The following is a 24,792-nucleotide window of genomic DNA, read 5'->3' on the forward strand; positions in this document are numbered from 1 at the left end:
CTAACATAATTTTTGGATTTACACTAAAGCAAAATTTTTATTTTAAAGGTTATTGTTTTGAATTTTATTTTTGTTGGGGCATAAGTTTGTTTTATGCAAATATAGCAATAATATTGTTTGGAATTATAAGCTAACTTTTGCAAGCTAGTTTTTGATTATAAGATTTAATAGCAGTTTGCCAGAATATTTTCAATTGGTTATTTTGTAAATTAAATCAAAGATCTAAAAGAATTTAGGTCTTAAAAATAAAAGAGAAGCCATGCTCCCGCAATTTATTGGCTTCTCTTTTGACTATTTTGAATTCTATTTTTTAATTAGGGAGTAGAAGTGGGAGTGGCATTAGCGGGTTTAGAGGGCATAACAGCATCTTTCAAGCCTTTAAAGAACCTTCCTGTCTTATGTGCCCCAGAAACTATTTTATTTTTTCCTTTAATTATTATGTCTAGTAAACTTTCATTAGATGTGTTGTTGCCAGCAGCTTCTATTAAGCTTTTTAATGCCTCATTTTGTTCGATAACAACTATTTCTTTGATTCTTGTTTCTTGCTCTTGAGTAAATCCTCTGCTGTCCATATTACAGGATAATATTAGCGCTGGCAACAAAATATATTTTATTTTAAACATTTCTTTCTCCTTTACCATTTATTTTTATTTATTTTATTCTAATTAAAAAATATATATCGTTAAATTAATTATTCCCAATAAAAACCATTTAATTTTTCTTGAGTTTTTAAAAAAACTTAATTAAAATAAAATAATGATATTTAAAAATAGAAAAGAAGAATATATTTTTTTATTTAAAAAAGGTTTGAAAGATTTAGACATTGCTCAAATTTTAGGTGTTAGTGAATCTTTTGTAGCAAAAGCCCGAAACAAATATTTTAAATCCAACGATTCTTTTTGTAAAAAGAACTCTTCTTCTAGTGATTTGGCATTAGAGAGCATTTCTGAAGTACCGGTTAATGAGGATAATTTTGACAATTTAGTATTACTTGCCACAAAAAAGGCTTGTGAGCTAGAAAATGCTAAAAACGAGACCGAAAGATTATTTTACGAGATAGTTTGTGCTTTTATTGATTCTCATCGTAAATATAAAGATCTTAGTTTGCTGTCAATAAAAAAAGATGCATTAATCTTAGATTTAAAAATTAGCAAGCTTCAAAGCGAGATTGACACCAACAAAAAAAGAGGTTTAAAGGAGAATGAAAGCCTTGAAATTGAGCTTGCTGCTAAGATTAAACAGAGAGAAAATCTTGAAAAAGAGCTTATTAATATTTGCATGAGAGAAGATTATGATACTATTGTTAAACTTAAATCTGTTTTAAGTAGCAAGAATTTAAAATTGGAGTAAAAATTGAAATTTTCAAGATCCTTAATATTTCTCAATCTTCAGAAAAAGTTCAAAAATAAGTTTAATATCAACATTTTGGATTATATTAAGCCAAAATCAACCAATATTTGTTTTAAAGATTTTGAAAACAAATATTTAACTACTAAGCAAAAAGAAGTGCTGTTTGACATAGAAAGTCACGATTATTCAAAAGTAATATTTAGTGGTGGGATTGCAAGCGGTAAGACGTTTTTAGCCTCATATTTGCTTGTTAAAAAGCTTATTGAAAACAAATCCCTTTATGAGCAAGATACTAATAATTTTATTATAGGCAATTCTATTGGCCTGTTAATGACAAATACCATAAAGCAAATAGAAAAAATTTGTGGGTTTTTGGGAATTGACTATCAGAAAAAGAAAGGTGGTGAATCTTTTTGTAAAATAGCAGGACTTGAGCTTAATATTTACGGGGGTAGAAACAGAGATGCTTTTTCTAAGATTCGAGGAGGCAATAGCGCAATAATATATGTAAATGAAGCAACAGTAATTCACAGAGAAACTTTGCTTGAAGTAATAAAAAGGCTTAGAAAAGGTAAGGCAATCATTATTTTTGATACAAATCCAGAAAGCCCAGCGCATTATTTTAAAACAGACTATATTGAAAATACAGATGTTTTTAAAACATATAATTTCACAACGTATGACAACCCTTTAAATTCAGCAGATTTTATTGAAACTCAAGAGAAGCTTTACAAGCATTTTCCTGCCTATAAAGCCCGCGTGCTTTATGGAGAATGGATTTTAAATGAATCTGCATTATTTAATGAAATGATTTTTAATCAAGATTATGAATTTAAAAGTCCAATAATGTACATTGATCCTGCATTCTCAGTAGGTGGGGACAATACAGCTATTTGTGTTTTAGAGCGCACTTTTGAGAAGTTTTATGCATATATTTATCAAGACCAAAAACCAGTAAGCGATAGTTTAATGCTTGGCTCTATTCAAGTTTTAATAGAAAATTTCAATGTAAATACTGTTTATATTGAAGAGAGAGATAGTACTAAAGGAGATGGAATTTTAACCAAAACAATTCTTTTTCTAAGAAATAAAAGTACTAACTATTTTAAAGTTGCACCAATAAAACCCCTAAGCAATAAATTCAAAAGAATATGTGCTCTTATTCCTTTGTTTGAAAGCCGCAAAATAGAATTTTTAAAAATAATCAGTAAAAATGTAGTAACAGATATTTACAGCTATAAAGGAGACGGTAAAACAAAAGATGATGCGCTTGATTCTCTTGCAAATGCCTATCTTCTTTTAACACTAAATTATAAAGAAAAATTATTTCATTTTGGTAAGTTTAAATATTTATGATTTGATCTAAATTTTTATTAGTCAATTCACTCTTGTGATTAGCAACTGTTAGAAATTTTTTATTTCTCGTGCTGATTTTGATTAGAATTTACTTTACCTTAAAAACTAGGATTAAATTAATTTAAAGCAATTAAAATTTTTTTTAAAAAATTGCAATTTTTTAAAAAATGTAAGATCAATATTCAATCTTTTAAAAGTTTTGAAAAATTATTTTTAAATTTAATTGCTTGGGAAATGCTATTGATATGATTTATAATTGAACTTCTATGAATTTTTATTTTAAGGGAGCGAACATGGGAAGTAGATTTTTTTATATATATTTATTTTCAGCTTTAATTTTTCTTTTTAGCTGTAGTATCTTTTTGGGTGTTGGAGACAAAAAAAGTTCAGAGGTTGAAGACAAAGAAAAAAGAAGTTCAAAACTTACAAATGAACAAAAGTCTGAAATTATAAAGACTATTAAAAGCAAACTTGGTAGTGACTCTCAAAAAATAGCTAGAGTTGATGAATATTTTAAGAAATTTGACGAGTCTAAAAGAGATGTTGTTTTGCAGGTATTTTCAATTGGATTTAAATACATAGAATCTAAAGAAGCAGAAAAAGAATCAGCAAATAAAAGCGCTTTAGAAAGTGATTTTAAATCTAAATTAAAAGAGCTTAATTACACACAAGAGGAGTTTGAAAAATTAGTAGACGAATTTAACAATTTTGTTGAACCTAAAACTACTAAGTGAATGTGTAGAATGTATTTGATTTAAGAAAATTTAAAGAAGTTTATTTTTAAAATGTATTATTTAATAATTTCGATAATTTAAAAAGACCAGTCAGGTATTTTTTATCTATTCAAATATATTTCAAGGAGAGAGAAATATGAGAATGGCTTTTTTTGTGTTTTTTTTGACGTGCCTTTTTGGTTGCAGTTCTGTTAATAAAAAGCACAATAAGAATTTATTATCTGAAAATAAGGAGCGAGCCTCTAATTACAACAGAGAATATTACCAAAAGAACAGAGAAAAACTTAAATTAAGAGCTAGAGAGCGATATCGTAGAAACAGAAGACATTAAATTAAATAGAAAGAATTAAACTTTTAAATTTATTAAGAATTTTAAAGTAATTTTAATATTAAGCAATATATTTAAGTTGATCGGTGGATTTATGTAAAAGATGTATGTTTTTAGCTGCTTAAAATATTTTGTGGCTTTTAAGTAAATTGAATTTTAATTGGGGAGAATATGCATGAAGAGATAAATTTATATTTATATTTATATTTATGTGTATGTATTGGTAATAGTAGTAAGTTCTTGTTATTTAAATGATTTTTCTAATATGAAAAAGAGCAATATTAATAAATACGATTTAAATTTTGCTGAACTTTCTTTAGCTGAAAGAGAAAGCGCTATTTTAAGAATTCAAAGAAAATTTAAAAGTCTTACTGATAGACTAAGCTCTAGAATCTCTAATTATAGCGAGATTAAAGTTAGCAATTTTTTTAGTGAATTTAGTGAACAAAAAATTAATCTTTTAAACAAAGTGTTGGAGATTTTAAACATACAGCATGGTTTAGTGGAAAAAAGTAGCAATAGTTTAAGTGAGCTCAATATGCGAAGCGGAGGTAATTATGCTGTTCTTGATCCTCAGCCAGAATTACGGCTTTTAAATCAAAAATATTCAGATATAGATGAAAAATTAAGAGAAATATGTAGTTACATTCTTAGTAACAGCATTGACTTTAATAAGGTTTTAAAGGATTTAACTTCTTTAAAAGAGAGTTCTTTAGCACTAATGCAAAAATAAGCTTTAATTTATTACGTTTGTTTGCATATTTTTTCTTATGCTTAACCGGTCAAATGTAAACAATAAACATGTATTAACTTATATTTTTTAAAAAAGACCTTTATAAATAGAGTCATTAATTTTTGACTCTATTTATAAAAAATTTATTTATTCTTCTAAAGGTTTTATTTCTGACAAGGCAAATCTTTCTGAATTGTTTGTGTTCCACCCTGTCCATTTATCATTTTTAAAAAGATAGTTTCCCACAATACTGTATATTGGAATTATTGGATGATCCTTTTCAATGATTATTTCTTCAATCTTTTTAAATAGCTCTAATCTGATTTTTTCATCCACTTCAAGCTCAGATTTACCAAGCAGTTCGTCAAGTTCAGGATTTGAATATCCGTAAGATGAAAGATGTGAGTTTTTGGCTTTAAATATTTCAAAGTATGCCATGGGATCTAAATAATCTCCTTGCCAGGACCTTATTGAGAGCTCATATTGTCCTTTTAAAATGTTTGCTATATGGTTATTCCATGTTACAGGCTCAATTTCAACGTCAATATTTAAAACTTTTTTCCATTGGCCTTGAATAAAAATGGCAACTTCCTTTTCAAGATCATTATTACTGTATTGTATTGTAAGAGTTGGAAAGTTTTTCCCATCCGGATATCCAGCTTCGGCTAAAAGTTTTTCTGCTTTTCGTGGGTTGTATAGTTTTAATTTTTTCCCATAATTATAATTGTTAAGGGCGGGACTTATTTTTCTTGATGCTTTAAAGTTGTTATCAAGTACTCTGTAGGTCAATGTTTCTCTGTCAACTGCAAGAGATAATGCTTCTCTTACTTTTACGTTGTCAAGAGGTTTAACAGTTGTGTTTAATGAAAAAAAACCAACTCGGTTAGTGTCAGCTGAATAAAAATCTTCTCTTAAAATAAGCTCATTAATAAGGTTTAAAGGGATGCTGTTGAAAATGGCATCTATTTCGTTATGTTCGTACATGCTGTAAATTCTGCGGGCATCGCTTACAGTAACAAATGTAATCTCATTAATAGCAACGTTTTTGGCATCATAAAATTTTTTATTCTTTTCAATAGATATTTCTTCGTGTAAGATTCTTCTTTTTAGCTTAAAAGGCCCGCTTGTAACGATGTTTTCTGGGCTTGTCCATTTATTTCCAAACTTTTTAACAATGTGCGTGGGAATAGGTATAAATATTGGGTTTGTAAGCATATCAAGAAAATATATTGTTGGGTGGGAAAGAGTTATTTCTAAGGTTTTGTCATTAATTACCCGTATTCCGACTTCATCTACATTTAATTTTGTTGTGTGAAATTCTTTAGCATTTTTTATTTTTGATGCTAATAGGGTAATATTTGGCACATTCTCTTCAGTTTCTAAGGCCATTATGTATGAGCTTCTAATAGTATCTGCTGTGATTTTAACGCCGTCACTCCAGTAGATGTCGTCTCTTAAATGAAATGTATAGCAAGTGTTGTCGTGAGAAATGTCCCAACTTTTTGCAAGACCTGGTCTGTATCCACCTGTTTTGGGATCGCCTCTTAAAAGTCCAACAAATAGTTCATTTATGATTAGCTGACCCAATTTATCGCTGCAAAACTGCGGATCAAGTGAGGTTGGTTCGTTTCCAATTCCAATTCCAAGGATAAGATCGTCTTTTGCTTTAGAAATTGTGCACGATATTACAACTAAAATAACCAGCATCAAAAATAATGTTTTTTTTATTATCATGTTTTATTTCCTCTCTATCTTATTAACTTTTTGTTTTATAGCAAATTATATTGCAATATTTTTTTAAAAATATAATTTATGCTTTTGTTGAGCTTTAAAAGGCTTGTTGCTTGTTTATTAATTTAAATGTAATTGAAATTAAAAATGGCAATCAGAAAATATTGTCTATTCAAAGAAAGATCAATAAGATATTAATTTTTATTATTGAGATTGGGTTTAAAACTACAAATAGGACCTTAAAGAGCCCTATTTGTAGTTTTAAAGAAGTTTTCAATGAATTGTTGATTTATAACAATAAACAAGTATACAGCTCTCTTTGTTTTTTCCAAATAAAATTTGAACCTTTATTTAGATTTTTAGGATTTTTAGAGGAAATAAAAATTTAGGTTTTTATTCTTTTTTAAAAGAATAAAATGAGTGGGATTAATTTTTTACATGCCTTGAGAATTCTAGATAATGAACTATAATGTCAGGGTATTTTAGCGGAGGTTTTAATGAAAAGGATAGGTATTTTATCGATAATATTATTATTTTCTTGTAAACAGTATGGCGAGGTTAAATCATTAACAGAAATTGCTTCTGATTTTGAGGATAATAATTCTCTTGTTGTTAGCGACAATGTGTCGGCTAAAGATTCAATTGCCGAAGTTGGGCCTGCTTTAACATCAGAGGAGTCTAAAAAGTTAGAGTCTTTAAAAACCTTTTTAAAAGATGCAATGGGTGTTAATGGTAAAGAAGGCGACGTAAAAGCTGAGTACGAGAAATCCTATAAAGAATTTTTTGATTGGCTTTCTAAGGATGTTAACAAACAAAAAGAGTTTGTAAATTCTTTTAACAATATTTGTGGCATTGTAACTAAATCAGTGGACGCAAGCAAAAAAAAATATAGTAATGATGGTAAACAAGCTTTAGATTTTGATGAATATGTTTGTTACGACATTAAAACTAGGACTGGCGATGATTTAAGTTTATTTTTCCAAAAGGTAGCTGATGCATTTGGCACTCAAGAGTACAAAAACAAGGATGAGAATAATGATGAGAATGATCAAAAGCCTGAGAAGTGCAATGAAGAGATTTTTAAAGTAATTAAAAGGGTGTTTACTGAAAGCGAGAGTAACAATGAATTGAAAAATTTAAAAAATTATGGGAATGTTTAAATATTTGAGATATGATTTACTATAAAGACAGGTTCTAATGAGAACTTGTCTTTATTGTTTTTAGGTGACTTTTAAATCACTTTTGTAAAATTCTTTCTTTAGGTTATGGGTGATAATAACAACGCAAAAGGCAATTTTCAGGATTTAAAATTTAATAATGTTGTGTTTGCCAAAGAATTGTCAACTCAAGTTATCAAATCTTCCTTAACAATAGAGACTAATTTAAATAAAATTTTAAAGACAGAAAATTTGGATGATGCTTATTTAAAGGTCCAGAAGTCAAAATCGGAGCTTGTTTCTACGATTGAGCTAGCCAAAAAACTAAACAATCATTTACTCTTAGAATTTGATAAAATTCCTTTTGATTTTGATATTCCTGTAACATTTAGCATTGTTGACAAGATATTAAAAATATTTTATTGGACAATAGTTAATTTTGATTCACATACAGTAAGTGAGATTGAATCAATAGGATTAAAAGAGATTGATTTTTTATACGAAGAGGAAGAAGGAATGAAATCAGTAGAAGAAGAGATTAGCAGTATTGAAAATTTTGAGAAAAGAGAATTTCTTTGTAAGCTGCTTTTAGTTATTAAATTCACGTTTCAAGCAGACAAAGCCTTAATAAAAGCAATCAGAGCATCTCTTTTAGCGGCATCTGTTATTGCGCAGAGGGGAATAGAAGGCAAGCAGATTTTATTTTTTTATATTTAGGTTTGCTGATTTGATTTTCAGATGTGTTTAAATATTAAAAGGTAGAGAGACGTCTCTCTACCTTTTTAATATTTATTGGGATTGGATAAAGTATTAATTTAATATTCTTTTTAATGTTTATCTTTCAGCAATGCGCGTAACAGTAAGCAGAATATTTTGTAAGTTTTACTTATATTCTTAAGTTAATATTAGCATAAATACTCTAAAACATATTGGTTTTTTATAAAATTTTAAATGAATTTTAATATTTAAATTTTGTACATAAATCTTATTTTATAATTTGTATTAAATAATAACGATTTGCATAAAAAACAGTTTCTGATATAATAATGTATAATGATATTTAAAAAAATGATTAATGAATTTAAAATGGAAATAAAAAGCAAACAGTCCCAAATTAATCCTGTTGATGTTTACAAATATTCAATTTTTTTTAGAAATTACATAGAAAGTTCAGCAGAAGATGCGTTGAAAAATGGAATTAATTTAAGCTTACTTGAGACTTCTTGTTTAAAAGAAGGCAGAGAATCTCTTTTGAACTTGAAGGTGGAATTAAAAGAAGCTCTTCTTGAAGCAATGATAAGCTATAGATTTAATGGAGCAGGCTATATCTTAGTAAAACCCAAAGGTGAAGATGAAGATTTAAGTAAAAAGGTTAACAGTGAACTGCCAACAGGTTTTAAATATTTAGATTTTCAAAAAATTATTAACAAAAGAGAATCTGAATACATAGAATACTTTTCTGACTTGAAAGACTTGAATGGTGAGGGTGAGAAGGCAAGGGTTGTAAAAATAGATAAAAGCAGAGTAATAATTTATGAAAATTATGATTATGTTTTAGGCTCGCACGAGCCCGCTTATACACAAAGTTTACTTCTTAATATTTGTCTTTTAGAGCAAATTTATTTAGAGATAGAAAAAAGAATAAGAAATTATAATTTTTTGTTTTACAAAGACGAACACTTAGTAGGACTTGTTGAATCTTTAGAACTTGCAAAAGAAGAAATTGGCGTTTTAGCAAACAATAATAAAGGCAAAATATTTTCTACCTTTTTCAAAGGTCAAGAGCCAAACAAAAGTTTCTCAGCACTAAGTAGTGCTTCTGAGCAGCTTAGCAGAGAGCTTGGCAAGATTAAAAGCAAGCTAAACAATGATGGAATTTTTTATACAGCATCAGATAATGCGCGTCTGGAAGTAATAAAATATGATTTAGAGTTTTTAAAAGATGCATTTGAACTTGTTAAAGCAAAAATTGGTGCTGATACCAAAGAGCCACTTACCAGAAGTTTTAATGAACAAGTCAAAGGTCTAGGCAGCAGCGGCAAGGGAGACAAAAGTAATTATTACGACTATTTAAAAGGCGTACAAGAATCTGTTGCTAATGCGTGCAATCTTAAGCTTAACAAATATTACAGATTAAATATGAAGTTTAATGAGCTTGAAGTTTTAAGCTATGAGCAAAGACTTGAGAGAGACAATTTACTTCTTGATGTTTATTTCAAATATTTAGAGTTAATTAAAAATGAAAATCTAAGTCACAAGGCAAAAGAAAATTTAAAAGAACAATTAAGTTTAGTTATTTAAAAGGAGTAATTATGGAAAAAATGTCTTCTGAGAGTGTAGATTACGAGAGTAAAAGCAACCAAGAAGATTTTAAAAAGTTAAGCACAAGCAATGAGGTTTCAAATGATGCTTTGATTCGGGAGTTTTTAGAATATAAAAATCTCAAAAGTGCCAATAATGATTCAGTTAGTTTTTCTCATAGTGACTTAAGGGAATCTGTTGAGATAAATAAACTTGCAAATGATAATTTAAGCTTTGAGTACAATACAGAAAATCTTTTATCAAAAGGGTATTCTTTTAAAGAGGTTGTAAAAGGCCAAGCTTTAGAACTTATTAGAAAGTATGTAAAAGCAACTCAAATCTTGGCAATAGCTGGAACTAACAATCTTGATGAGATTGATTCATCTTCTCGCGCAATACTAATAAGGGTTGCAAAGACTAACATTGATCAGAATAAGAATGCCGAAAATTCATACAAAATAATAAATTTTCAAAAAGTAAAAGCAAATAAAGAAAATAGCTTAAGAAACAAAAATACTGTTTTTAGCACATATTATGATTTAAGAAAAGCAATGCTTAATGAATGGGACGAGCTTAAGCGGGAATTTTATTGTAATAAAAAAGTATTAGTTTGAATTGTTGTAATTTAAGCTAATAATAAAAAAATAATTTAAAAAAAGGAGATATTTAAATGAGTGATTCAATTGATTTTAAAAAAGAGATAGAAAAACTAAAAGCATCAAAAGTAGAGCTTGAGAATCAGCTTGAAAGTTTTAAAAAAAATCAAGCTCAAAAAATTGTTTTAGACAAATTGCAAAGCGTTAATGCTAACAGTTACCCTGTGTTTGAGAGCAGTAAATTTCAAGATGAGGGATTTTATTTTGCTCAAAAAGGTGTTCTTAAAAGCTCTTTAGCTGATAAGTTTGAAAATTATCAAGCTCAAGATTTTTGCTACAAATGTGGGGTGAAGCTTATTGTTAATGGCTCACATTTACAAATAGCAAGAGGTGGCGGCAGCGATCTTTATGGAGTTTGTGTCGACTTTGATGATTTTTCAAGAACCGGCACAGTTGTCCCAATGACTTGTAGTTTTGAATGTGTTTTGATTGCTAAAGACAAAACAATTAAAGCAGAAGATAAATTAATAATAAACAGCGAAGGGTTTTTAGAAAAAGCTTTAGCGAATGCATCAGTTATTCACGCTTTAGCATTAGGCCCAGCTGAAGAATTTAAAGACAGAAGAGATGTTTACGGTGTTAGAGTTCTTTTTTTGGTCAAACAAATAAAAGATGCAATTTAAAATAGGAGAATTTAAAATGGACAATAGTACATTAAATAACGACGAGTATGTAGACACAGTAAGGGATGTTTTAGTTAGCGAATGTCCAATTCCAGAATATTATCATTTTTTGGATTTGCAGCAAATAGAGAGTAGTAATATTTCTATTGGAAGTGATAGAATTATTAAGTGGTATTCTAATTTAACAGACATTCCCACACTAAAGGTTAATGATTTTAATACGGTCTCAACAATAAAGTTTCAAAGACAAATAGTAAAAATCAATTATTTACCTTTTCAGTATGCATTTACTTACTATGCGCCAGATGGAAAAGTTAGCGTAGAGGCAAACACAAACATTAACATGAGAGAAGGACTGCTGGGAGCAATAATTGAGATACAAAAGTTAATGAGTGCCCACTATTTAAAAGGAGGACTTGTGCTTTCAAAAAGTAGTAAAAGAACTCTTCTTGTTGATGAGTCTAACAATGAAACTATGTACGGACTTTTAAATCTTCCAAACCAAATAGACAAAACAATTAAACAGACAAACATATTAGATCAAGTAAAATCAATAAATGATGAACTTGGAAAGATTAATTTAGAAGATGAGAGAAGGGTTCCTTTTAAAATACTTACAACTAGCAAAATCAAAGGTCGTTTACTAGAAAGACTTCCAAACAATAATTATTCATACAAAGACATGCTTTTTGATTTTATAAGCGCAATTAATAATGATGCAAATATTGAACTTGAGACTACAAATTTATTAGACGATGAAATTTTAATATACCCAAGAAGCGGCAAACTACTACTTTTAAAAGACGGCCATCAGCCAATATTAAATTCATACACAGAAGTTTCAAGTAGCAATTTCAGAACAAGTTTTCTTGATTTTTCTATTGGAACAATTTTGGCAACAAAAAATTCAATCCTTAGAATAAAATTGAGCTAAAAATGAATGAAAGTAAAATAGATTCGAATCAGTTTCAAAGCGCGAAGTTAAAAACTTTAGACAGCAAGAATCTAGAATCAACCTTAAAAACAGTGTATGAGCAAATACTTGAACTTTTGATGCTTAATTCTAAAGATCTTGGGACTAAGGAATTTTTGTTATATTTGAATTTACTTGAAAATATTTTAGTTCTTAAGAGAATAAAAATTGAAAGTTTAAATGATCCCACAATGTTTGTTCTAATTTATTATTTTATTGGCTGTGAATTAAAAAAACGAAACAGATTGAAAGGTTTTAATTTAAATTGCATCAAATCTGAAAAATTTAAAGAGATATCATTAGAATATTTTCCCACAACTCTAAGTACTAGCAGTAGTTGTGGGAATGATTTTTGTAAATGCTTGGATAGTTTAATAGAAGAGCTAAGAGCAAAGCGCTCTTTAATAGGAGTAGTTAAATGAAATCTTTAGAGATGATTAATACAAGTTTAAGTAATATTATAAGTAAATATTCACAAGATCTTTTGTTCTGTAAATTTAGAACAATCAAAGATCCAATTAATGCATCTTATGAAACTAGATTTAAAAGTTCTGATACTGTTGTTTTTAAAGGAATGTTATTTTTAATAAGCCCAGAAGAAGCTGTTGAAATTGAAGGTGTAAATATTTTTGATAAAAATAGCTATGCCAAGGTGTATACTCTTGCTAGTTTTGAGTTTGAGTACGGAGATTTGATTAAGGCCCACGATGATTTTTATTCGATCTTAGGAGTTCAAAAGAGCCACAAAGAAGGTCTAAATTACAACACGCTAGTTTTAAGGAGTTCTTGTTGAGTGTAAAAATTGGATTTAAAGACATTTATTCTTTTAATGCAGAAAATAGCATTAATATCAAATCGGAAGAACTTGAAAAAGAGATTACTTTCAAACTGGCAAAGTCTGCTTACAAAGAGTTTTATTCTAGTATTTTTTCAAACAAGGGAATAAAAATGGCTTTTAGGAAATCTATTCAAAAAGGACTTATTGAAATAAAAGATCAATTTAGAATTTTTTGTAAAAATTATTTACTTAGCAATCAAATAGACCTTCAGTCAAAAAGAGCTTTCAAGGCTAAAGAATTTAAAAGCTTAACTAACAGCATTGAAAAACTTAATCTCTTAAAATCAAAATCAAAGGCAAAATCAAAGGACAATTATGATTGTAGGACTAAATGAATCTGTACAGTTTTTAATTCAAATACTTACGAAATTTAAACAGTATTTAGAACTTAAAGAAATAGAGTTAGAAATCTTAAATACTTACAACCACCCGTATTTAGAAAAGTTTGCTACAACTACTAGTAATTTGATTGTATTAAAAAGTGAATCTTTTGAAGGGCTTACTCCTAGAAATCTAAGGGGTAGAAATTTCTGTAAAACATCTAATGAGTTTAGATTAAGGTTTTCGCTTTATTTTTTAAGTTTTACATTACTTAAAGCTTACAGAGATTCTTATGAGAGCATGTGCAAAGTGTATGAGCACTTTTTGGAATTTCTATATGAGAATAAATTTCGGTTTGAGTTTGTAAAAGAGCTTGAGAGTGGTTATTGTTTGCTTTTAACTTATTACCTTTGTTCGATTAGTAATTTAAATAATGATGGGCTACTTGGCGTTTCGAATATGAAAAGCAATCTGTGTTTTAGCTTAAACCAGATTTTTCTTGCAAATATACAGGTTGTAAAACAAGAAATGTAAATTTTTAAAAAAGAAATTTAAAAAGAATTTAAAAAGAAGAAATTTAAAAGGAGGAAAAATGCCAAAAGATACAATAAGTGTTAGTTTGATGCAAAACAGACTAATTACCAACAAAATTAATTATTATAATCCGCTTTTAATCTACAAAAGCAGTGTTTTAGAAAGCAAATACTTGGCATTAAGTGTTACAAATTTCGAGGAGTTGCTTAAAAAACTTGAGATTCAAAAAGCTCAAGAGTCTGATTCTTCTCAGAAGAAAATAGCAAGCGATCAGTTAAGCGCTTTACAAAAATCAATGGGTGATTTTTTTGGACAAGACGGACTTAAGTCTGTAGATTTTTATGTTTACAATCAGATTAAAGAGATTAAAGATTTTTTAAAATCCAATTTACATCCGTTTGTAGTTTTTGTAAATGAAGCGGGAGACGACATTAGTAGTGATTTTGAAACTATTAGAAAATCTTGCAATTTTATTGTAATTTCCACTAAAAAGAACAGTTTACCAAATTTTTTAAAAGGTAAAGACAAAAGTGAGCTTAAAAACATTATTGCTGTTTACAGTAGTAGTGAAAATTTGCATCTTAAGTTTACAGCAATGTATTTGCAGCAGGCAAGCATTTTTCATGCTGTTAATCCTTATGGAATGATTTTAAATTCTACTCCTGTTTATGATGATTTAATAATTGACGCTCTTAGAAAATCCAATATTAATTTTTATTCTCTTTTAAATGAAACCGGCAATGATGGCATTTTAGCTTTCAAAGAAGGTGTTAGTCTTTCTGGGGATCCGATTGATGAGGCTTTTACGCTTTATTATATTAGAAATGAATCAATCAAAGAGCTTATTAGGATCTGGCATAAAAACAATAGAGCTAACAGCAAGCTTAGTGCTTTAAATTTGGACGGAAATTTGCCAAACGAATACACAGCAGGGCTTGAATGCTTTTTCCACGAACTTAAACAGAGGGGTCTTATTATATCTTACAAAAAGATTAGGCTTAAAATCAACTCTTCTGAAGGTTTGAGTTTAAGCTTAGAAGTTGCACTCAAGTATAATGACAGTTTCAATAGTGTTAATTTAATAATCACCACACAAGAGATAAATGAATATTTAAGGAGAGCATCATAATGAGAGAATATTATTCATTAGATTTAATATTTTTTAGCTTTAATGACAATTTAATAGACAGAGGTACTGTTGAGTACAGTACAGAACCTAATGTAATGGCCAAGGCAAGCACAGAAGACAGAAATTTTCCAATTCCAAGCTTTAGAGACCCAAGAACGGTTGTTCATATTTTTGATTTAGAAGTAAGCAAAGGATCTCTTGATTACAAGCTTTTAACAAAACTAAGCAACGAGCAATTTTACGAGAATGTACCAAAATCTCAAAAGTTAAAAAGATTAGTGTTTAACGACCAAATGGGGTTGAAAATTATTTCCAATAGTGCATTTTTTGCAGAAATTCCAACTAGAAAGTATTCGTCTGAGAATGATACGGTTAAGTTTACAATTCATGCAATCAATTGTGATGTTGAGAAAGCAAGTTGATTGAATTTAAATTTCAATAAAGGACAAGAATTTAAAATGAGATACAAATTAAAAATATTAACCAGAGCCAAAACACATACGTACGTTTTAAAAGATATTCCAATGTACGAGTGGGACAATGTTTTAGGATTTGATATTGAAAGAGATGAACTTATTAGCAAACTTAACAGTTTGCAAACATTAAAAGAAATAACCAAATTAATGATTTCAAGAGGATTTTTAGATGAATTTTACGAGATTCTAAATAAAGAGAGAAGATATTCTGAGCTTTACAAGTATGCTCTGCCTACAATTCTTTTTTCGGTTCAGTATTCACTTTTTGAAACAATAGAAGGGTTCAAGCAGCCTGGTTTGGTTTACATTGAAAGTTTTCAAGATAGAAACGGCGATTATATTAAGTATGACTACATTGATAAAAGGTGGAGCTATGATTTTTTAATTGCAAGTAGGTCAGCAGTAGACTTAAATCAAGAAACTTCTTTACAAGGCAATCTTGAGCCTTTATTGCAAGAAGGTGTTAATGAATAAGTCAGAGATTGCAACCAATTATTTTAAATACATGGATCATTTGAAAAAGGAATCTAATAAGTATTATTTTCCTATTGTAATGGGCATTTGTACATACAAAGATGTTAAAAAAATGAGCTACAAAGAGCTTGTGGAAGTTACCCGAGTAGCTAATTTAAAGCTTAACAAGGAAATGTACGAACGGATTTTGTCCTTTAGTGGCACGTTTTAAAGGTTTTTATGTACGAAGAAAACAATAATGAAGATAAATTTACAATTACCTTAGAAGGCGTGCTTGACAGAAATGCCACCAGAAGTAATTTAAAAAAAGAGCTTTCAAGTTTTAAAAAGGAAGATTTGTTTAATGTTAGTTTAAGTCCAAAAAGTAGTAAGGATTTTTTATCCTTAAGTCTTGAAAGACTTAAAAGTTTTGAGAAACTGAAAAACGACAATTTACAAAAGTCAGTAAATTTTAAATCTTTAAATACCACAAGCAACAGAAGTCCTTTTAAGGATGCTCTTAACCTAGATTTTAAGAAAAATAGTCCAAAGAGTGCTTTAAAGGATTTAGACTTTTCAAAAGACAAAAGCTATTTAGCCTTAAGGCATTTGGATGCTAGAAGTGACAATTTTAGCTCTTATTTAAATCCAGAAATAGATAAATTAGATTTAAATTCTAGCAATCAATATTCATATTTTAAAACTGAAAATATTAAAAATGCTTTTAAGCAAAATTTTTTCAAAAATTCTAATAAAGATCAAACTAATGTACCCAAAGATTTAAGGTTAAATTCCAGTTCCCCCAAGGCTGAGCATAGCTTTAGGGTCGATTTACAAGCATTAGGTTTGAAAAACGAAAATAATCTTATTTGGGGGAATTTAATGTCTTTTAAAAATCTTTCAAAAGACTTAGAGCTAGTTGATTTTTTTAATATAAAAAATGGTTTTAAAGATTTTGAATTGTCTTTAAAAGAGCTTCAAAATTTTAAAGACAAAAAGATTTCCCAACTAAGTCTTGAAAATCTTATTTGCAAAGATGTTCAAAAAGAGAGTGCAAATAAAATATTAAAAGGCCAGCGATCTTTTGAAACTGAGCTTGAGAGAAATGATTTTTTAAGAAAACTTTATATTCTTCAAAGTTCACAAAATTCGAATTTAAATGATTTCTCTTTTATTGTTGAGCTTGCCCAGAGATTAAAAAACGAAGGCCAAGCAAAAAATGATTTTAAAGCTATTAGCCTAATAAATGATTTTCTAGGTGGCAAGAATAATTTAGAAGAAGTTTTAAGTTTTGACAAAACAATTTCTCTAAACACCCAGTTAAAAGGTGAGCCTGAGGTTTTAAATAGCAATAAAATAATAAACAGCATTTCTGAGCCAAGATTAGACCCACTTTTAGAAAAAACTGTAGAACTTTTGGAATGGGCTAAAAGTTACGATTTTACCAGCAGCGTATTAGATCCTTTAAGGAATACTTTTTCAAATCTTGGCAATTTGTTGGGGCAGGCATTTGAAAGTTTGCCTTTGGTTGAGTACATGACAAATGTACTAAGGGATGGTGGTGGATCAAGTTCAAGAGTAATTGATGATGATTCTAGAATGCCTTAGTAAATTTAAAGAGGTTTAAAATGATCACAAAGCAAGCTACAAGGTTAATAGAAGATGTTGTAAATCAAATTTCAAGTTTAGCAAGCATTTCTAATTTTGTTTTACTTTTCCCAAGGCTTGATTTTAAAGGGCTTGGGTACATTCCGCAACTGTTTTTTATTTTTGTAAAGAATGATCTGATAGAAGAAAATCTCTCAAGCATAAGTTCAGACCGTGCGGTGATTGATTTTGCAAATACAAAAAGTGAATATGTAAACTTTAACATTACAACAAGGCCCGAGATTGTAACAATTAATAAAGGGATTTTGTCATCTATTTATGATAAAACTTTGCTAAGGGCGCTAAAAGAGACCCCTTTTATGAACAGTGCCTTAGAATTTAATAGTAATTTTATAAAAATGCAATTTAGGCAGAGATTTAACTTAGGGGTTTATTACAGTATGTACAGTCCTTCGGTAGGATTTCACGAGGTGGTAAGTATTAATTCATTAAAGCTTAAAGATACAGTTTATTTAGAAGAGGTAGAAGTTAGTTTGCAAGTAAAAATTTGTAAAACGTTTAATATTTTAACCTATAAAGGTTAAAATATTAAATAAATATAGCTTTAATATTGGGAGAATATTAATGAGACAATTTAAGCTTATTTTAATATTTTTTTTGTTTATTGTTTTAACAACTCCTGCAAGTGTAGCAAGACCATTTGATTTTAGGAAATGGAATTTCAAAAAAGACATAGATTTGGCTTATGTATTAATGCATGACATTGATAATGGGATTTTAACCAAATCTCAAGATAAAGCTGGCAGCATTAAAAGTCAAGAAATACTTGCCAGGCTTAATAAGTTGAATGCTTATTCTAATGCTTTGCAGAAAATAATAAAAAACAGACTTACTAGGAGCAGGTTCCAAAAAGAGGTGGAATTCCCGCTGTTTAATATCTTGAGAAAATATAAACATTTAACAAAAAATTACAGAAATAAAAATTTGATTGAAAATCCAGAATATACAAAACTTATTGTAGAAAGAAGCATTAAAAAAGTTATTTTTCTAGAAAACTATTTTCAAGCTAAGATTAAAAATGTAAAATCCCCCGAAAAGATTAAAAAAAGAATAGATCCTAATAAGAGTAGCTTAAAGTCTTCAAAGGGTAGAACCAGAAGCCCTTCCAGGTCGAAGTTTTCAAACTTAAAAACTTCAAAAAGATCACAAGATTCAAAAGAATGTAACAAAAGACGAATCTTAAACAAATATAATCTTAACCGGGCAGATGGCGAGCGTTCAGACGAATTAGAAAGTGAAGATCCGGGTAAAAAAAACAAAAATCTAGATAATTTAGACAGAGAAGATTTAGAAGAATCAAATGAGGAACTAGAAGAAAGTCCAGATGAGCTAGACAGCAGAGACGATTGGGTTAATGAAGAGCCCCAAGGTGAAGATGAGTTTTTTGATCTTCAAGAAGACAGATTTAACTAAATTTTCTTTAATTTAAATATTTTGTTTTGATTTGCCTTTAAAGCTTATCAAGCTAGAATAATTTTCACAGGCAATGTTGATTTATTAGCTTGTTAATTTAAAAAAGGAGTTTTATTTAAAAAAGATGTTAATTTTTCAATACGATTTTAAGATTGAATTTTACAATGCAGTTGATTCTAAGAACAGCATTGGCGGGAGACTTGCAGGCTTGAGGCCCAGAGTTGTTATTGTCACTCAAAATGGTGCTCCTGATTTGAATATTGTTGTTCAAAATACATATTCTGAGGATAATTTAATAACCTGCAAGAAAGCCAAACTTCAAATTTTCAATGTACCTTTAAATTTTTCTGATTTTAAGACTGCAGACATTGTAAAAATTTATTATAAGAAGTTTACTCATCAGCAAGATTATCAATTTATTATGGCTGGGTATTTAGGATCACCTGTTGAAAGAATTGGTGGGTCTGAAAATTTTAGCTTTGAGTGTGAATTGCACCTTTTGTCCAGAGCTACTTTTTTAGAGAGAAGGTTTGAGTATAAAAATTTCAAAGGTAGCACTGTTTCTGATGCAATAAAATATGTGTTTAAGGACAAAGCAATTTTTTGCATGAATGAACTTGAAAAAGCAAGAGTGATTAGCAAGAGTTTGGCTTGCAACTCGCCAAAAGGATTAATAGAACACTTAAGGCGACAAGGATACGTTGATTCTGTTGTTGTTGACATTGGAAATTTAGGGCAAGACGTTGATTCAAAATTTATTTTTACGAATTTTGGACAAGTTGTTTCTGGCGAGTACAAAAGACTTGAAGATTATGGACTTTTGTTTGTACCCCAAAGAGATGCTTTAGGTTCTAACAATTCTAGTTTAAGCTTGTACCAAGCACAAGTGATGTTTACCCACAATATTAGGATTGCAGACAATCTAAGCTTTAAAGACAGGCACGGGAACAGTGTTAATTGTAAGGTTAAAAATACCAGTGCCAGATTAAGTAGCACTAGAGAGTGTGTTTTAAATCTTGAGCTTTACTCTAATGATGAAAAAGGAATGTATTATGAAAAATAATGATTTTTGTGCGGGGGCGGGCAGCCTAAAGGGTTCTTCTGTTGGTGTGTTTAAGGAGTATCTTTTTGAGAATATTTTTATTTGCAGAATAGGTGTTATTAAAAGTTTTGATTGTAAAGCTCAAACAGGTGTTGTTACTATTAAGGAATACGAAGGGTTAGAGATTAGCACCAGGAATATATCTAATTTTAATCTTGATCTAGCAGAAGAAGATGAAGTAGTTTTGCTTCAAAGTAATTTTAATATTTTCCAAGAAAGTGACAATAATCATTTTGATAAAAATTATTTTTACATTCTAAGCGTTCTTAATCCCAAGAAAATTGGTATTAAGCTTAATGAGCTTAAAGTGAATTTGGAAGAGTTTAATACACAAAGCGAAAATATAAAATTTAAAGCTAAAAAATTGATTATTGATGTAGATAATATTGAAATTAAAGGTAATCTAAAGATTAATGGAACTAAATTCGAAAATCATATTCACAGCTCTGGTACCCTAACGTATGTTAATAGTAGTGGTTTGCCAACAACTACAACCGGCAAAACGGGCCCTATTGCTTGAAGTAGCGTGCAAAGCAAAAATCAATAATTTACAACTTCAAGGTTAACCCCGCTAAGGTTAATATTAATAGGTCTGTTGATGATTGTCTTCTACCAATAAGATTAAATTTCTTATTTGAGTTGCAAATTCTTTTGTTGCGGCAATTATTTTTCTGATGTTGTTGGTTGTTAATTTAGGTTGAACTTTTAGTTGTTCTTTTGTGTTTTTGTATTCATTTTTTACTTCGGTAAATTTTTCAGCCAGAACTTTATACTTTTGGGCTACTGATTTGTTGTAAAGCTTTGGTTTTGGATGAAACTTAGATCCTAAGTCCCAGTTTATTTGACTGGAGTTTTCTTTTTCTTGCCAATTTTTAGCAGCATCTATTACTTGTTTAATGGTGCTTGTTCCCAGAGGATCTTTAATGTCTTCAAAAATAAGCTCACTTTTTTCTAGATCTTCAAGCAATTTATTTTTTGTTTTTTCTTTATTCTTGGTATTAATATCATTGGCGTAATTGGTGATCAAGCTGTCTGTTGTGTTTGCGGAGTTTTCCTGATCCTTTGGTAAGTTTTCAGTCTCAAGCTCTTTAGATTTTTCTAAATTTTTTATTGCATTTAGTGCTTTATCTAGAGATTTTCTAACTTGTTCTGCGTATTCTTTTGTTATAAAGTTGCCATCTTTGCTAAGGTATGTTTCTTGTTTTTGGAATTGATTTTGTGCATGGGTTTTTGCACTTTCGTTTAAGGTGTTATTTTCTTCTTTTTGATCAAAAATTTTTTCTTCATCATTGGTATTAATTTCTTTTTCTTTTTCTTTTTCTTCTTCAATTGGATTAAGTATTGTTTGCCCGTCGGGAGTTCTTAAAATTTTGAATTCTATTGTAGTTGGATGTAAATATTTTTGCATATTTGGGCCTAGTTCTTCTTCTGTGATTTCATCAGAAGCTCCGATTAACAATAATTTCTCTTGTATTTTTGCAATTTCTTCTTCTGATTTGGCCAAATTTGTTTCTTCTGGTGTTTCTGGCGGCATTAAGCTTTCGTTGTCAGATTCAGATTCAGATTCAGATTCGGATTTCAAGAGAAATTCTTGTTTTCCAGGTTCAATTTTTTCAATTTCTAAAATAGGGGGAGTATTTTGATTTACGTTTGATTCAAGTTCTTTTTTAAATTCCAATTCAATTTGTAAGCTATTTTTAATAACTTCTGAAATATTTGTTAATTTATGTTCGTTTAAGGCTTTATTTTTGTCATTTGTGTTCATATTGGCATTGCAGCTAATAATCAGCAACAATGATGCAAGTCCCAAGAATTTGTTTGAAATTTTTCTAAGCTTGCTTTTCAAAGCCTTGCACTCCTTTTAAAACAAGAATATTGACAAATATTATACCACATTTTTGGATTTTAATTTTAAATATAAAAAATCCCCTGTTAAGGGGACTTTTAAGGGGGTATCATAGATTTATGTTTTTTATTTTTTAAATTTTTATTCTTTCTATTGTGTAGAAATTAGAATTAATACTTTTTAGTGTTTTGCCTTTGGTTTATTTGTAATTTGGCGTCGAAGTAGTGGCGCTGTTTTAAATAATTTTTATATAAATTCTCAGCACCATTCTTCTCTTTTGTATTGATGCAAAGGATTTGCTTTTTACTAAGTGTACAGCATACTTTGAATTTTTCAGATTTATTAATAAAGGAGAACATCGGGCGTAATTCGATGTTCCTTTGAATATATTAATATATTTAAAATGTAAGCTTAAAATTTTAAATATTAATCTAATAAAATGTTTTCAAATAAGATGATTTAATTTACCCTACTCGATATCTTCTTCTTCTTCAGAATCGTCATCAGCATTTTCGTTAGTTGCTGGATTTGAGTGGGAATTTTCTTTTTCTTTTTTTTCTTCTTTTTCTTCTTGGTCCAGGTCTTTCACCATTTTATTAAGAATAGAATCTATTAAAACCCCACGACCAATTGCGTTGCAAGACATCATAAACACTAAAAAAGAAATAAATATTATTTTTTTAACCATTTAATCATTCCTCTAACCTAAGCAATTTAAGTGTAATTATATATTATAAAATTATATTTATCAATTAAATCAATATAATTTTAAAGCTTAATATATTTCTAGATATATTCTTTTTGAATTACTGATTTTAGATTGTTTATATCTGTTGATATTTCTAAGATTTGAGTGAAATTTTTATTCAGTTTAAAGATTTGATTGTGAGGCAATAGGTCTAATTCTATGCTATTTTCGGTAATAGACACTTTGTTGTAATCTATTGAATGGTAATCTTTTTTGTTTTTTATTTGAAATCTGTAGATAGGATTCAGGTACTTTTCACCCACGCCATTTTTAATTATATCTTTAATGCCCAGTAAGACGTGATTTTTGGGCTTGCCGATGTCGTTTGGGGGATTGAGCATAATATTAATAGTATTGTCATCATTTTGGGATTTAAGGTTTAAAACAAATAAGAGATCTTGATTTTGGAAAAAATTTTCAATGTTTTGAATTTCTTTAAACTTTTTGAAAGTTAAATTTTTGGGGTGTTTTGAGTCTAACAATTTTTGATTTATTAAGATGCTCAGAGATGCTACTTTTCCTTGTGTAGATAAGATTTTATCTTCTGCTTGTTGAAATTCATTTTCTCTGCTGATGCTAAAATCAATAGAAAATGTTTGAATTGGAAAAGCTTGTTTGTAGTAATTTTCAATGCTTGTTGGGCTTTTATTTGATTGTCTTATTTCTACTTTTTGAATTGATACTACGGGAATTATTTTTGCTGCGGGTTTTTGTTCTTGAGTGGTTTTATCTGGTTTTCTTGGGTTTTTATTTTTTTGTGATTTAGTTGTAAACAGATCGCAGGATAAGATCAGAATTCCCAATAACATTAAAATTATCCTTTTAGCCATTTATTGTTCCTTATCCTTTATGTATTTATTATACATCATTAATGATTATTAATAAGTTATTTTAAGTATTATTAAATTAAAATTTTTAAAAAATATCAGAAATTGATTTTTACAAAAAGAAGTCCTCTAATACAATAAAAGAACTTCTTTGGAGGTAGTTAAAAGTAGTATTAATTTTTATTGCTTTAACAAGCCACAATTTTGGCGTAACATTGCAGTTAGTTTAAGTATAGCGCACATTTTAAAAAGATGAATTTTTGTTTAGTTTTACAAATTCATACAAAGAGGACTCTCGGCGGAGTGCCTCTTTGAAACGTGTGTGGGAAGTGTTTAATAAATTATTTTTTATTTAAACTATTTTATGAATTCTTTTAATATTGAAGCATTAGTTAGTATTTTTAGTGTATTGTAAATGTTTTGATTTACTTTAATGTAATATTTCTTATTAGAATAAGGGGAGTAGATAAGTTTAATTTTGCTTAGGCTTTTTTGGAATTTGGTAAAGTTGAGATATTTCCAGCTGTAATTGGTTGATACGTAAAATGAGCTTCCAAATTGCAAATCACCTGAGTTTTCTTTGCTTAGGATTGCTTTGTTTATGCTTAACAAGCTGTGGTAATGAAACAAAGGCATTAAATTGATTTCTCTTTTTTGCTTGTCTTCGAAATTTAAACAACATCTTATGTAATGATTTTCAAAAAAATAAATAAAATCTTCATGATTTTTTAATTGAAGCAGGTTTTGTAAACCTTTTTTATTCATAGTATCTTTGTGGGCCAAGATGCTTATTGATTTTAGTTTACCTTTTGTGAGTGCAATTTTATCGTATTGGTCTAAATATTGTGCTTCTGATTTTATTTCAATTGTTGCATTTAAATCTATATTGTAGGTTCTAATATAAAATTGCGTACAAAGAATAGGGTTTAGTGGCTTTGTATGTTGGCTTTTATAAATTAGATTATTTTTAAAGGCATTAATATTATCTTTTGTAAGATTAGAATTGTTTAAATTATTTTTTAAAATACTCAAAGCTGCACGCATAAATATTTAATTATTCCTCAGTCCAAATTTACTTATATAGAATATCATTTTATATAGATTTTATCAATAGTTTCTAACTTATTTTATAATTTTTTTTATTTGAAATAAACAATCAATTAATATTGATTATTTTATAATTTTATTTTAATATAGTATAAATTTTAAATAAGGAGAATTAAATAATGACAAAATTAATGTATGCTATGTTTTTAAGTGCAATATTGTTTATTGCTTGTGAAACTACAAGAATTTCAGATGAAATGGAAAATGCTATCGATGAAAATTCAAAAGTTACAGCCCCAATGCCAGAAAAGACTATGAAGTCAAATAAGCAGCCTATGAAGTCAAACAAAAAGTAATAGGGGTTAATTTCAGATTAATTAGAATACAATATAGACAATTATTAGAAAAATTAAATATAAAAAAAAGGGGGAGATTGGCAACAATCTCT

General features: G+C 28.7%; 31 protein-coding genes. 25 read left to right on the top strand and 6 right to left on the bottom strand.

What is annotated here, in order from left to right:
• Positions 1–314: 314 nt before the first annotated feature.
• Positions 315–623, bottom strand: a complete 309-nt coding sequence (locus tag QIA27_RS00310) for a hypothetical protein (RefSeq protein WP_301403395.1) — start codon at positions 621–623, stop codon at positions 315–317.
• 133 nt (positions 624–756) lie between these two features.
• Between QIA27_RS00310 and QIA27_RS00315 the strand changes: the two genes are divergently transcribed.
• The 5 genes from QIA27_RS00315 to QIA27_RS00335 all read left to right on the top strand — a co-directional run bounded on the left by QIA27_RS00315 (position 757) and on the right by QIA27_RS00335 (position 4,501).
• Positions 757–1,350: a hypothetical protein gene (locus QIA27_RS00315; RefSeq protein ID WP_301403396.1), complete on the top strand. Its 594-nt coding sequence runs from the start codon at positions 757–759 to the stop codon at positions 1,348–1,350.
• 3 nt (positions 1,351–1,353) lie between these two features.
• Positions 1,354–2,706: a PBSX family phage terminase large subunit gene (locus tag QIA27_RS00320; RefSeq protein ID WP_301403397.1), complete on the top strand. Its 1,353-nt coding sequence runs from the start codon at positions 1,354–1,356 to the stop codon at positions 2,704–2,706.
• A 293-nt stretch (positions 2,707–2,999) separates the two neighbouring features.
• A complete protein-coding gene (locus tag QIA27_RS00325; protein WP_301403398.1) occupies positions 3,000–3,440 on the top strand; it encodes a hypothetical protein in 441 nt (146 codons plus the stop codon).
• A 136-nt stretch (positions 3,441–3,576) separates the two neighbouring features.
• Positions 3,577–3,771 (top strand): hypothetical protein, encoded by a 195-nt coding sequence (locus QIA27_RS00330; RefSeq protein ID WP_301353275.1) that lies wholly within the window; start codon positions 3,577–3,579, stop codon positions 3,769–3,771.
• 262 nt (positions 3,772–4,033) lie between these two features.
• A complete protein-coding gene (locus tag QIA27_RS00335; protein ID WP_363325345.1) occupies positions 4,034–4,501 on the top strand; it encodes a hypothetical protein in 468 nt (155 codons plus the stop codon).
• Positions 4,502–4,648: 147 nt separating this feature from the next.
• Here the strand turns inward: QIA27_RS00335 and QIA27_RS00340 are convergent, their stop codons facing one another.
• Positions 4,649–6,235 carry a peptide ABC transporter substrate-binding protein gene (locus tag QIA27_RS00340; RefSeq protein WP_301353277.1) on the bottom strand — a complete coding sequence of 529 codons (1,587 nt, stop codon included), beginning with the start codon at positions 6,233–6,235 and terminating at the stop codon, positions 4,649–4,651.
• A 494-nt stretch (positions 6,236–6,729) separates the two neighbouring features.
• On the opposite strand from QIA27_RS00340, the gene QIA27_RS00345 reads away from it, so the two are divergent.
• The 19 genes from QIA27_RS00345 to QIA27_RS00435 all read left to right on the top strand — a co-directional run bounded on the left by QIA27_RS00345 (position 6,730) and on the right by QIA27_RS00435 (position 20,396).
• Complete coding sequence (locus QIA27_RS00345) at positions 6,730–7,392, top strand: Mlp family lipoprotein (protein WP_301403399.1); 663 nt, start codon at positions 6,730–6,732, stop codon at positions 7,390–7,392.
• 105 nt (positions 7,393–7,497) lie between these two features.
• Positions 7,498–8,106 (top strand): hypothetical protein, encoded by a 609-nt coding sequence (locus QIA27_RS00350; RefSeq protein WP_301353279.1) that lies wholly within the window; start codon positions 7,498–7,500, stop codon positions 8,104–8,106.
• Between the two features lie 351 nt (positions 8,107–8,457).
• Positions 8,458–9,690, top strand: coding sequence for an anti-CBASS protein Acb1 family protein (locus QIA27_RS00355; RefSeq protein WP_301403400.1), 1,233 nt, complete (start codon positions 8,458–8,460; stop codon positions 9,688–9,690).
• An 11-nt stretch (positions 9,691–9,701) separates the two neighbouring features.
• Positions 9,702–10,304, top strand: coding sequence for a DUF1357 family protein (locus tag QIA27_RS00360; RefSeq protein ID WP_301403401.1), 603 nt, complete (start codon positions 9,702–9,704; stop codon positions 10,302–10,304).
• Between the two features lie 56 nt (positions 10,305–10,360).
• Positions 10,361–10,969 carry a DUF228 domain-containing protein gene (locus tag QIA27_RS00365; RefSeq protein ID WP_301403402.1) on the top strand — a complete coding sequence of 203 codons (609 nt, stop codon included), beginning with the start codon at positions 10,361–10,363 and terminating at the stop codon, positions 10,967–10,969.
• A gap of 16 nt (positions 10,970–10,985) precedes the next feature.
• On the top strand, positions 10,986–11,903 hold the full coding sequence (locus QIA27_RS00370; RefSeq protein WP_301353282.1) for a hypothetical protein: 918 nt from the start codon (positions 10,986–10,988) through the stop codon (positions 11,901–11,903).
• Positions 11,904–11,905: 2 nt separating this feature from the next.
• On the top strand, positions 11,906–12,364 hold the full coding sequence (locus tag QIA27_RS00375) for a DUF3890 domain-containing protein (RefSeq protein ID WP_301353283.1): 459 nt from the start codon (positions 11,906–11,908) through the stop codon (positions 12,362–12,364).
• On the top strand, positions 12,361–12,735 hold the full coding sequence (locus QIA27_RS00380) for a DUF1506 family protein (RefSeq protein WP_301403403.1): 375 nt from the start codon (positions 12,361–12,363) through the stop codon (positions 12,733–12,735). Before QIA27_RS00375 ends, QIA27_RS00380 begins: the two co-directional genes overlap by 4 nt.
• Positions 12,732–13,115 carry a hypothetical protein gene (locus QIA27_RS00385; protein WP_301403404.1) on the top strand — a complete coding sequence of 128 codons (384 nt, stop codon included), beginning with the start codon at positions 12,732–12,734 and terminating at the stop codon, positions 13,113–13,115. Before QIA27_RS00380 ends, QIA27_RS00385 begins: the two co-directional genes overlap by 4 nt.
• Positions 13,096–13,635, top strand: coding sequence for a DUF764 family protein (locus QIA27_RS00390; protein WP_301353286.1), 540 nt, complete (start codon positions 13,096–13,098; stop codon positions 13,633–13,635). The genes QIA27_RS00385 and QIA27_RS00390 overlap by 20 nt, the downstream gene beginning before the upstream one ends.
• 58 nt (positions 13,636–13,693) lie before the next feature.
• Positions 13,694–14,764: a DUF787 family protein gene (locus QIA27_RS00395; protein ID WP_301403405.1), complete on the top strand. Its 1,071-nt coding sequence runs from the start codon at positions 13,694–13,696 to the stop codon at positions 14,762–14,764.
• On the top strand, positions 14,764–15,186 hold the full coding sequence (locus QIA27_RS00400) for a DUF1463 family protein (protein ID WP_301386148.1): 423 nt from the start codon (positions 14,764–14,766) through the stop codon (positions 15,184–15,186). The genes QIA27_RS00395 and QIA27_RS00400 overlap by 1 nt, the downstream gene beginning before the upstream one ends.
• Complete coding sequence (locus tag QIA27_RS00405; RefSeq protein WP_418906220.1) at positions 15,187–15,714, top strand: DUF1473 family protein; 528 nt, start codon at positions 15,187–15,189, stop codon at positions 15,712–15,714. It abuts the gene before it with no gap.
• On the top strand, positions 15,707–15,925 hold the full coding sequence (locus tag QIA27_RS00410) for a DUF1322 family protein (RefSeq protein ID WP_301403407.1): 219 nt from the start codon (positions 15,707–15,709) through the stop codon (positions 15,923–15,925). The genes QIA27_RS00405 and QIA27_RS00410 overlap by 8 nt, the downstream gene beginning before the upstream one ends.
• An 8-nt stretch (positions 15,926–15,933) precedes the next feature.
• Entirely contained in the window at positions 15,934–17,301 is a 1,368-nt protein-coding gene (locus tag QIA27_RS00415) for a hypothetical protein (protein WP_301403408.1), read from the top strand.
• 20 nt (positions 17,302–17,321) lie between these two features.
• Positions 17,322–17,885, top strand: coding sequence for a DUF792 family protein (locus QIA27_RS00420; RefSeq protein ID WP_301353292.1), 564 nt, complete (start codon positions 17,322–17,324; stop codon positions 17,883–17,885).
• 40 nt (positions 17,886–17,925) lie between these two features.
• Positions 17,926–18,774 (top strand): hypothetical protein, encoded by an 849-nt coding sequence (locus QIA27_RS00425; RefSeq protein ID WP_301403409.1) that lies wholly within the window; start codon positions 17,926–17,928, stop codon positions 18,772–18,774.
• A gap of 124 nt (positions 18,775–18,898) precedes the next feature.
• Positions 18,899–19,837 (top strand): DUF693 family protein, encoded by a 939-nt coding sequence (locus QIA27_RS00430; protein WP_301403410.1) that lies wholly within the window; start codon positions 18,899–18,901, stop codon positions 19,835–19,837.
• The gene (locus QIA27_RS00435) at positions 19,827–20,396 is read left to right on the top strand and encodes a DUF777 family protein (RefSeq protein ID WP_301403411.1); all 570 of its coding nucleotides are present in this window, start codon (positions 19,827–19,829) and stop codon (positions 20,394–20,396) included. The genes QIA27_RS00430 and QIA27_RS00435 overlap by 11 nt, the downstream gene beginning before the upstream one ends.
• A 63-nt stretch (positions 20,397–20,459) precedes the next feature.
• On the opposite strand, the gene QIA27_RS00440 is transcribed toward QIA27_RS00435, so the two are convergent.
• The 4 genes from QIA27_RS00440 to QIA27_RS00455 form a co-directional block, all read right to left on the bottom strand.
• Positions 20,460–21,722: a hypothetical protein gene (locus QIA27_RS00440; RefSeq protein ID WP_301403412.1), complete on the bottom strand. Its 1,263-nt coding sequence runs from the start codon at positions 21,720–21,722 to the stop codon at positions 20,460–20,462.
• Between the two features lie 469 nt (positions 21,723–22,191).
• The gene (locus QIA27_RS00445) at positions 22,192–22,410 is read right to left on the bottom strand and encodes a hypothetical protein (RefSeq protein ID WP_301353297.1); all 219 of its coding nucleotides are present in this window, start codon (positions 22,408–22,410) and stop codon (positions 22,192–22,194) included.
• A 98-nt stretch (positions 22,411–22,508) separates the two neighbouring features.
• Positions 22,509–23,300 (bottom strand): hypothetical protein, encoded by a 792-nt coding sequence (locus QIA27_RS00450; RefSeq protein WP_301386154.1) that lies wholly within the window; start codon positions 23,298–23,300, stop codon positions 22,509–22,511.
• Positions 23,301–23,654: 354 nt separating this feature from the next.
• On the bottom strand, positions 23,655–24,341 hold the full coding sequence (locus QIA27_RS00455; protein ID WP_301353299.1) for a hypothetical protein: 687 nt from the start codon (positions 24,339–24,341) through the stop codon (positions 23,655–23,657).
• A 182-nt stretch (positions 24,342–24,523) separates the two neighbouring features.
• Here QIA27_RS00455 and QIA27_RS00460 point away from each other — a divergent pair, with 182 nt between their 5' ends.
• On the top strand, positions 24,524–24,700 hold the full coding sequence (locus QIA27_RS00460; RefSeq protein ID WP_301353300.1) for an Lp6.6 family lipoprotein: 177 nt from the start codon (positions 24,524–24,526) through the stop codon (positions 24,698–24,700).
• The last annotated feature ends 92 nt before the right edge of the window (positions 24,701–24,792 follow it).

It is taken from the genome of [Borrelia] tanukii, from assembly GCF_030439725.2.
Classification (GTDB): domain Bacteria; phylum Spirochaetota; class Spirochaetia; order Borreliales; family Borreliaceae; genus Borreliella; species Borreliella tanukii.

Coding starts and splice junctions, on each gene's coding strand:
- QIA27_RS00310 (WP_301403395.1), bottom strand. CDS start 623: ATGTTTAAAATAAAATATATTTTGTTGCCAGCGCTAATATTATCCTGT.
- QIA27_RS00315 (WP_301403396.1), top strand. CDS start 757: ATGATATTTAAAAATAGAAAAGAAGAATATATTTTTTTATTTAAAAAA.
- QIA27_RS00325 (WP_301403398.1), top strand. CDS start 3,000: ATGGGAAGTAGATTTTTTTATATATATTTATTTTCAGCTTTAATTTTT.
- QIA27_RS00330 (WP_301353275.1), top strand. CDS start 3,577: ATGAGAATGGCTTTTTTTGTGTTTTTTTTGACGTGCCTTTTTGGTTGC.
- QIA27_RS00335 (WP_363325345.1), top strand. CDS start 4,034: ATGAAAAAGAGCAATATTAATAAATACGATTTAAATTTTGCTGAACTT.
- QIA27_RS00340 (WP_301353277.1), bottom strand. CDS start 6,235: ATGATAATAAAAAAAACATTATTTTTGATGCTGGTTATTTTAGTTGTA.
- QIA27_RS00345 (WP_301403399.1), top strand. CDS start 6,730: ATGAAAAGGATAGGTATTTTATCGATAATATTATTATTTTCTTGTAAA.
- QIA27_RS00350 (WP_301353279.1), top strand. CDS start 7,498: ATGGGTGATAATAACAACGCAAAAGGCAATTTTCAGGATTTAAAATTT.
- QIA27_RS00355 (WP_301403400.1), top strand. CDS start 8,458: ATGATTAATGAATTTAAAATGGAAATAAAAAGCAAACAGTCCCAAATT.
- QIA27_RS00360 (WP_301403401.1), top strand. CDS start 9,702: ATGGAAAAAATGTCTTCTGAGAGTGTAGATTACGAGAGTAAAAGCAAC.
- QIA27_RS00365 (WP_301403402.1), top strand. CDS start 10,361: ATGAGTGATTCAATTGATTTTAAAAAAGAGATAGAAAAACTAAAAGCA.
- QIA27_RS00370 (WP_301353282.1), top strand. CDS start 10,986: ATGGACAATAGTACATTAAATAACGACGAGTATGTAGACACAGTAAGG.
- QIA27_RS00375 (WP_301353283.1), top strand. CDS start 11,906: ATGAATGAAAGTAAAATAGATTCGAATCAGTTTCAAAGCGCGAAGTTA.
- QIA27_RS00380 (WP_301403403.1), top strand. CDS start 12,361: ATGAAATCTTTAGAGATGATTAATACAAGTTTAAGTAATATTATAAGT.
- QIA27_RS00390 (WP_301353286.1), top strand. CDS start 13,096: ATGATTGTAGGACTAAATGAATCTGTACAGTTTTTAATTCAAATACTT.
- QIA27_RS00395 (WP_301403405.1), top strand. CDS start 13,694: ATGCCAAAAGATACAATAAGTGTTAGTTTGATGCAAAACAGACTAATT.
- QIA27_RS00400 (WP_301386148.1), top strand. CDS start 14,764: ATGAGAGAATATTATTCATTAGATTTAATATTTTTTAGCTTTAATGAC.
- QIA27_RS00410 (WP_301403407.1), top strand. CDS start 15,707: ATGAATAAGTCAGAGATTGCAACCAATTATTTTAAATACATGGATCAT.
- QIA27_RS00415 (WP_301403408.1), top strand. CDS start 15,934: ATGTACGAAGAAAACAATAATGAAGATAAATTTACAATTACCTTAGAA.
- QIA27_RS00420 (WP_301353292.1), top strand. CDS start 17,322: ATGATCACAAAGCAAGCTACAAGGTTAATAGAAGATGTTGTAAATCAA.
- QIA27_RS00425 (WP_301403409.1), top strand. CDS start 17,926: ATGAGACAATTTAAGCTTATTTTAATATTTTTTTTGTTTATTGTTTTA.
- QIA27_RS00430 (WP_301403410.1), top strand. CDS start 18,899: ATGTTAATTTTTCAATACGATTTTAAGATTGAATTTTACAATGCAGTT.
- QIA27_RS00435 (WP_301403411.1), top strand. CDS start 19,827: ATGAAAAATAATGATTTTTGTGCGGGGGCGGGCAGCCTAAAGGGTTCT.
- QIA27_RS00445 (WP_301353297.1), bottom strand. CDS start 22,410: ATGGTTAAAAAAATAATATTTATTTCTTTTTTAGTGTTTATGATGTCT.
- QIA27_RS00450 (WP_301386154.1), bottom strand. CDS start 23,300: ATGGCTAAAAGGATAATTTTAATGTTATTGGGAATTCTGATCTTATCC.
- QIA27_RS00455 (WP_301353299.1), bottom strand. CDS start 24,341: ATGCGTGCAGCTTTGAGTATTTTAAAAAATAATTTAAACAATTCTAAT.
- QIA27_RS00460 (WP_301353300.1), top strand. CDS start 24,524: ATGACAAAATTAATGTATGCTATGTTTTTAAGTGCAATATTGTTTATT.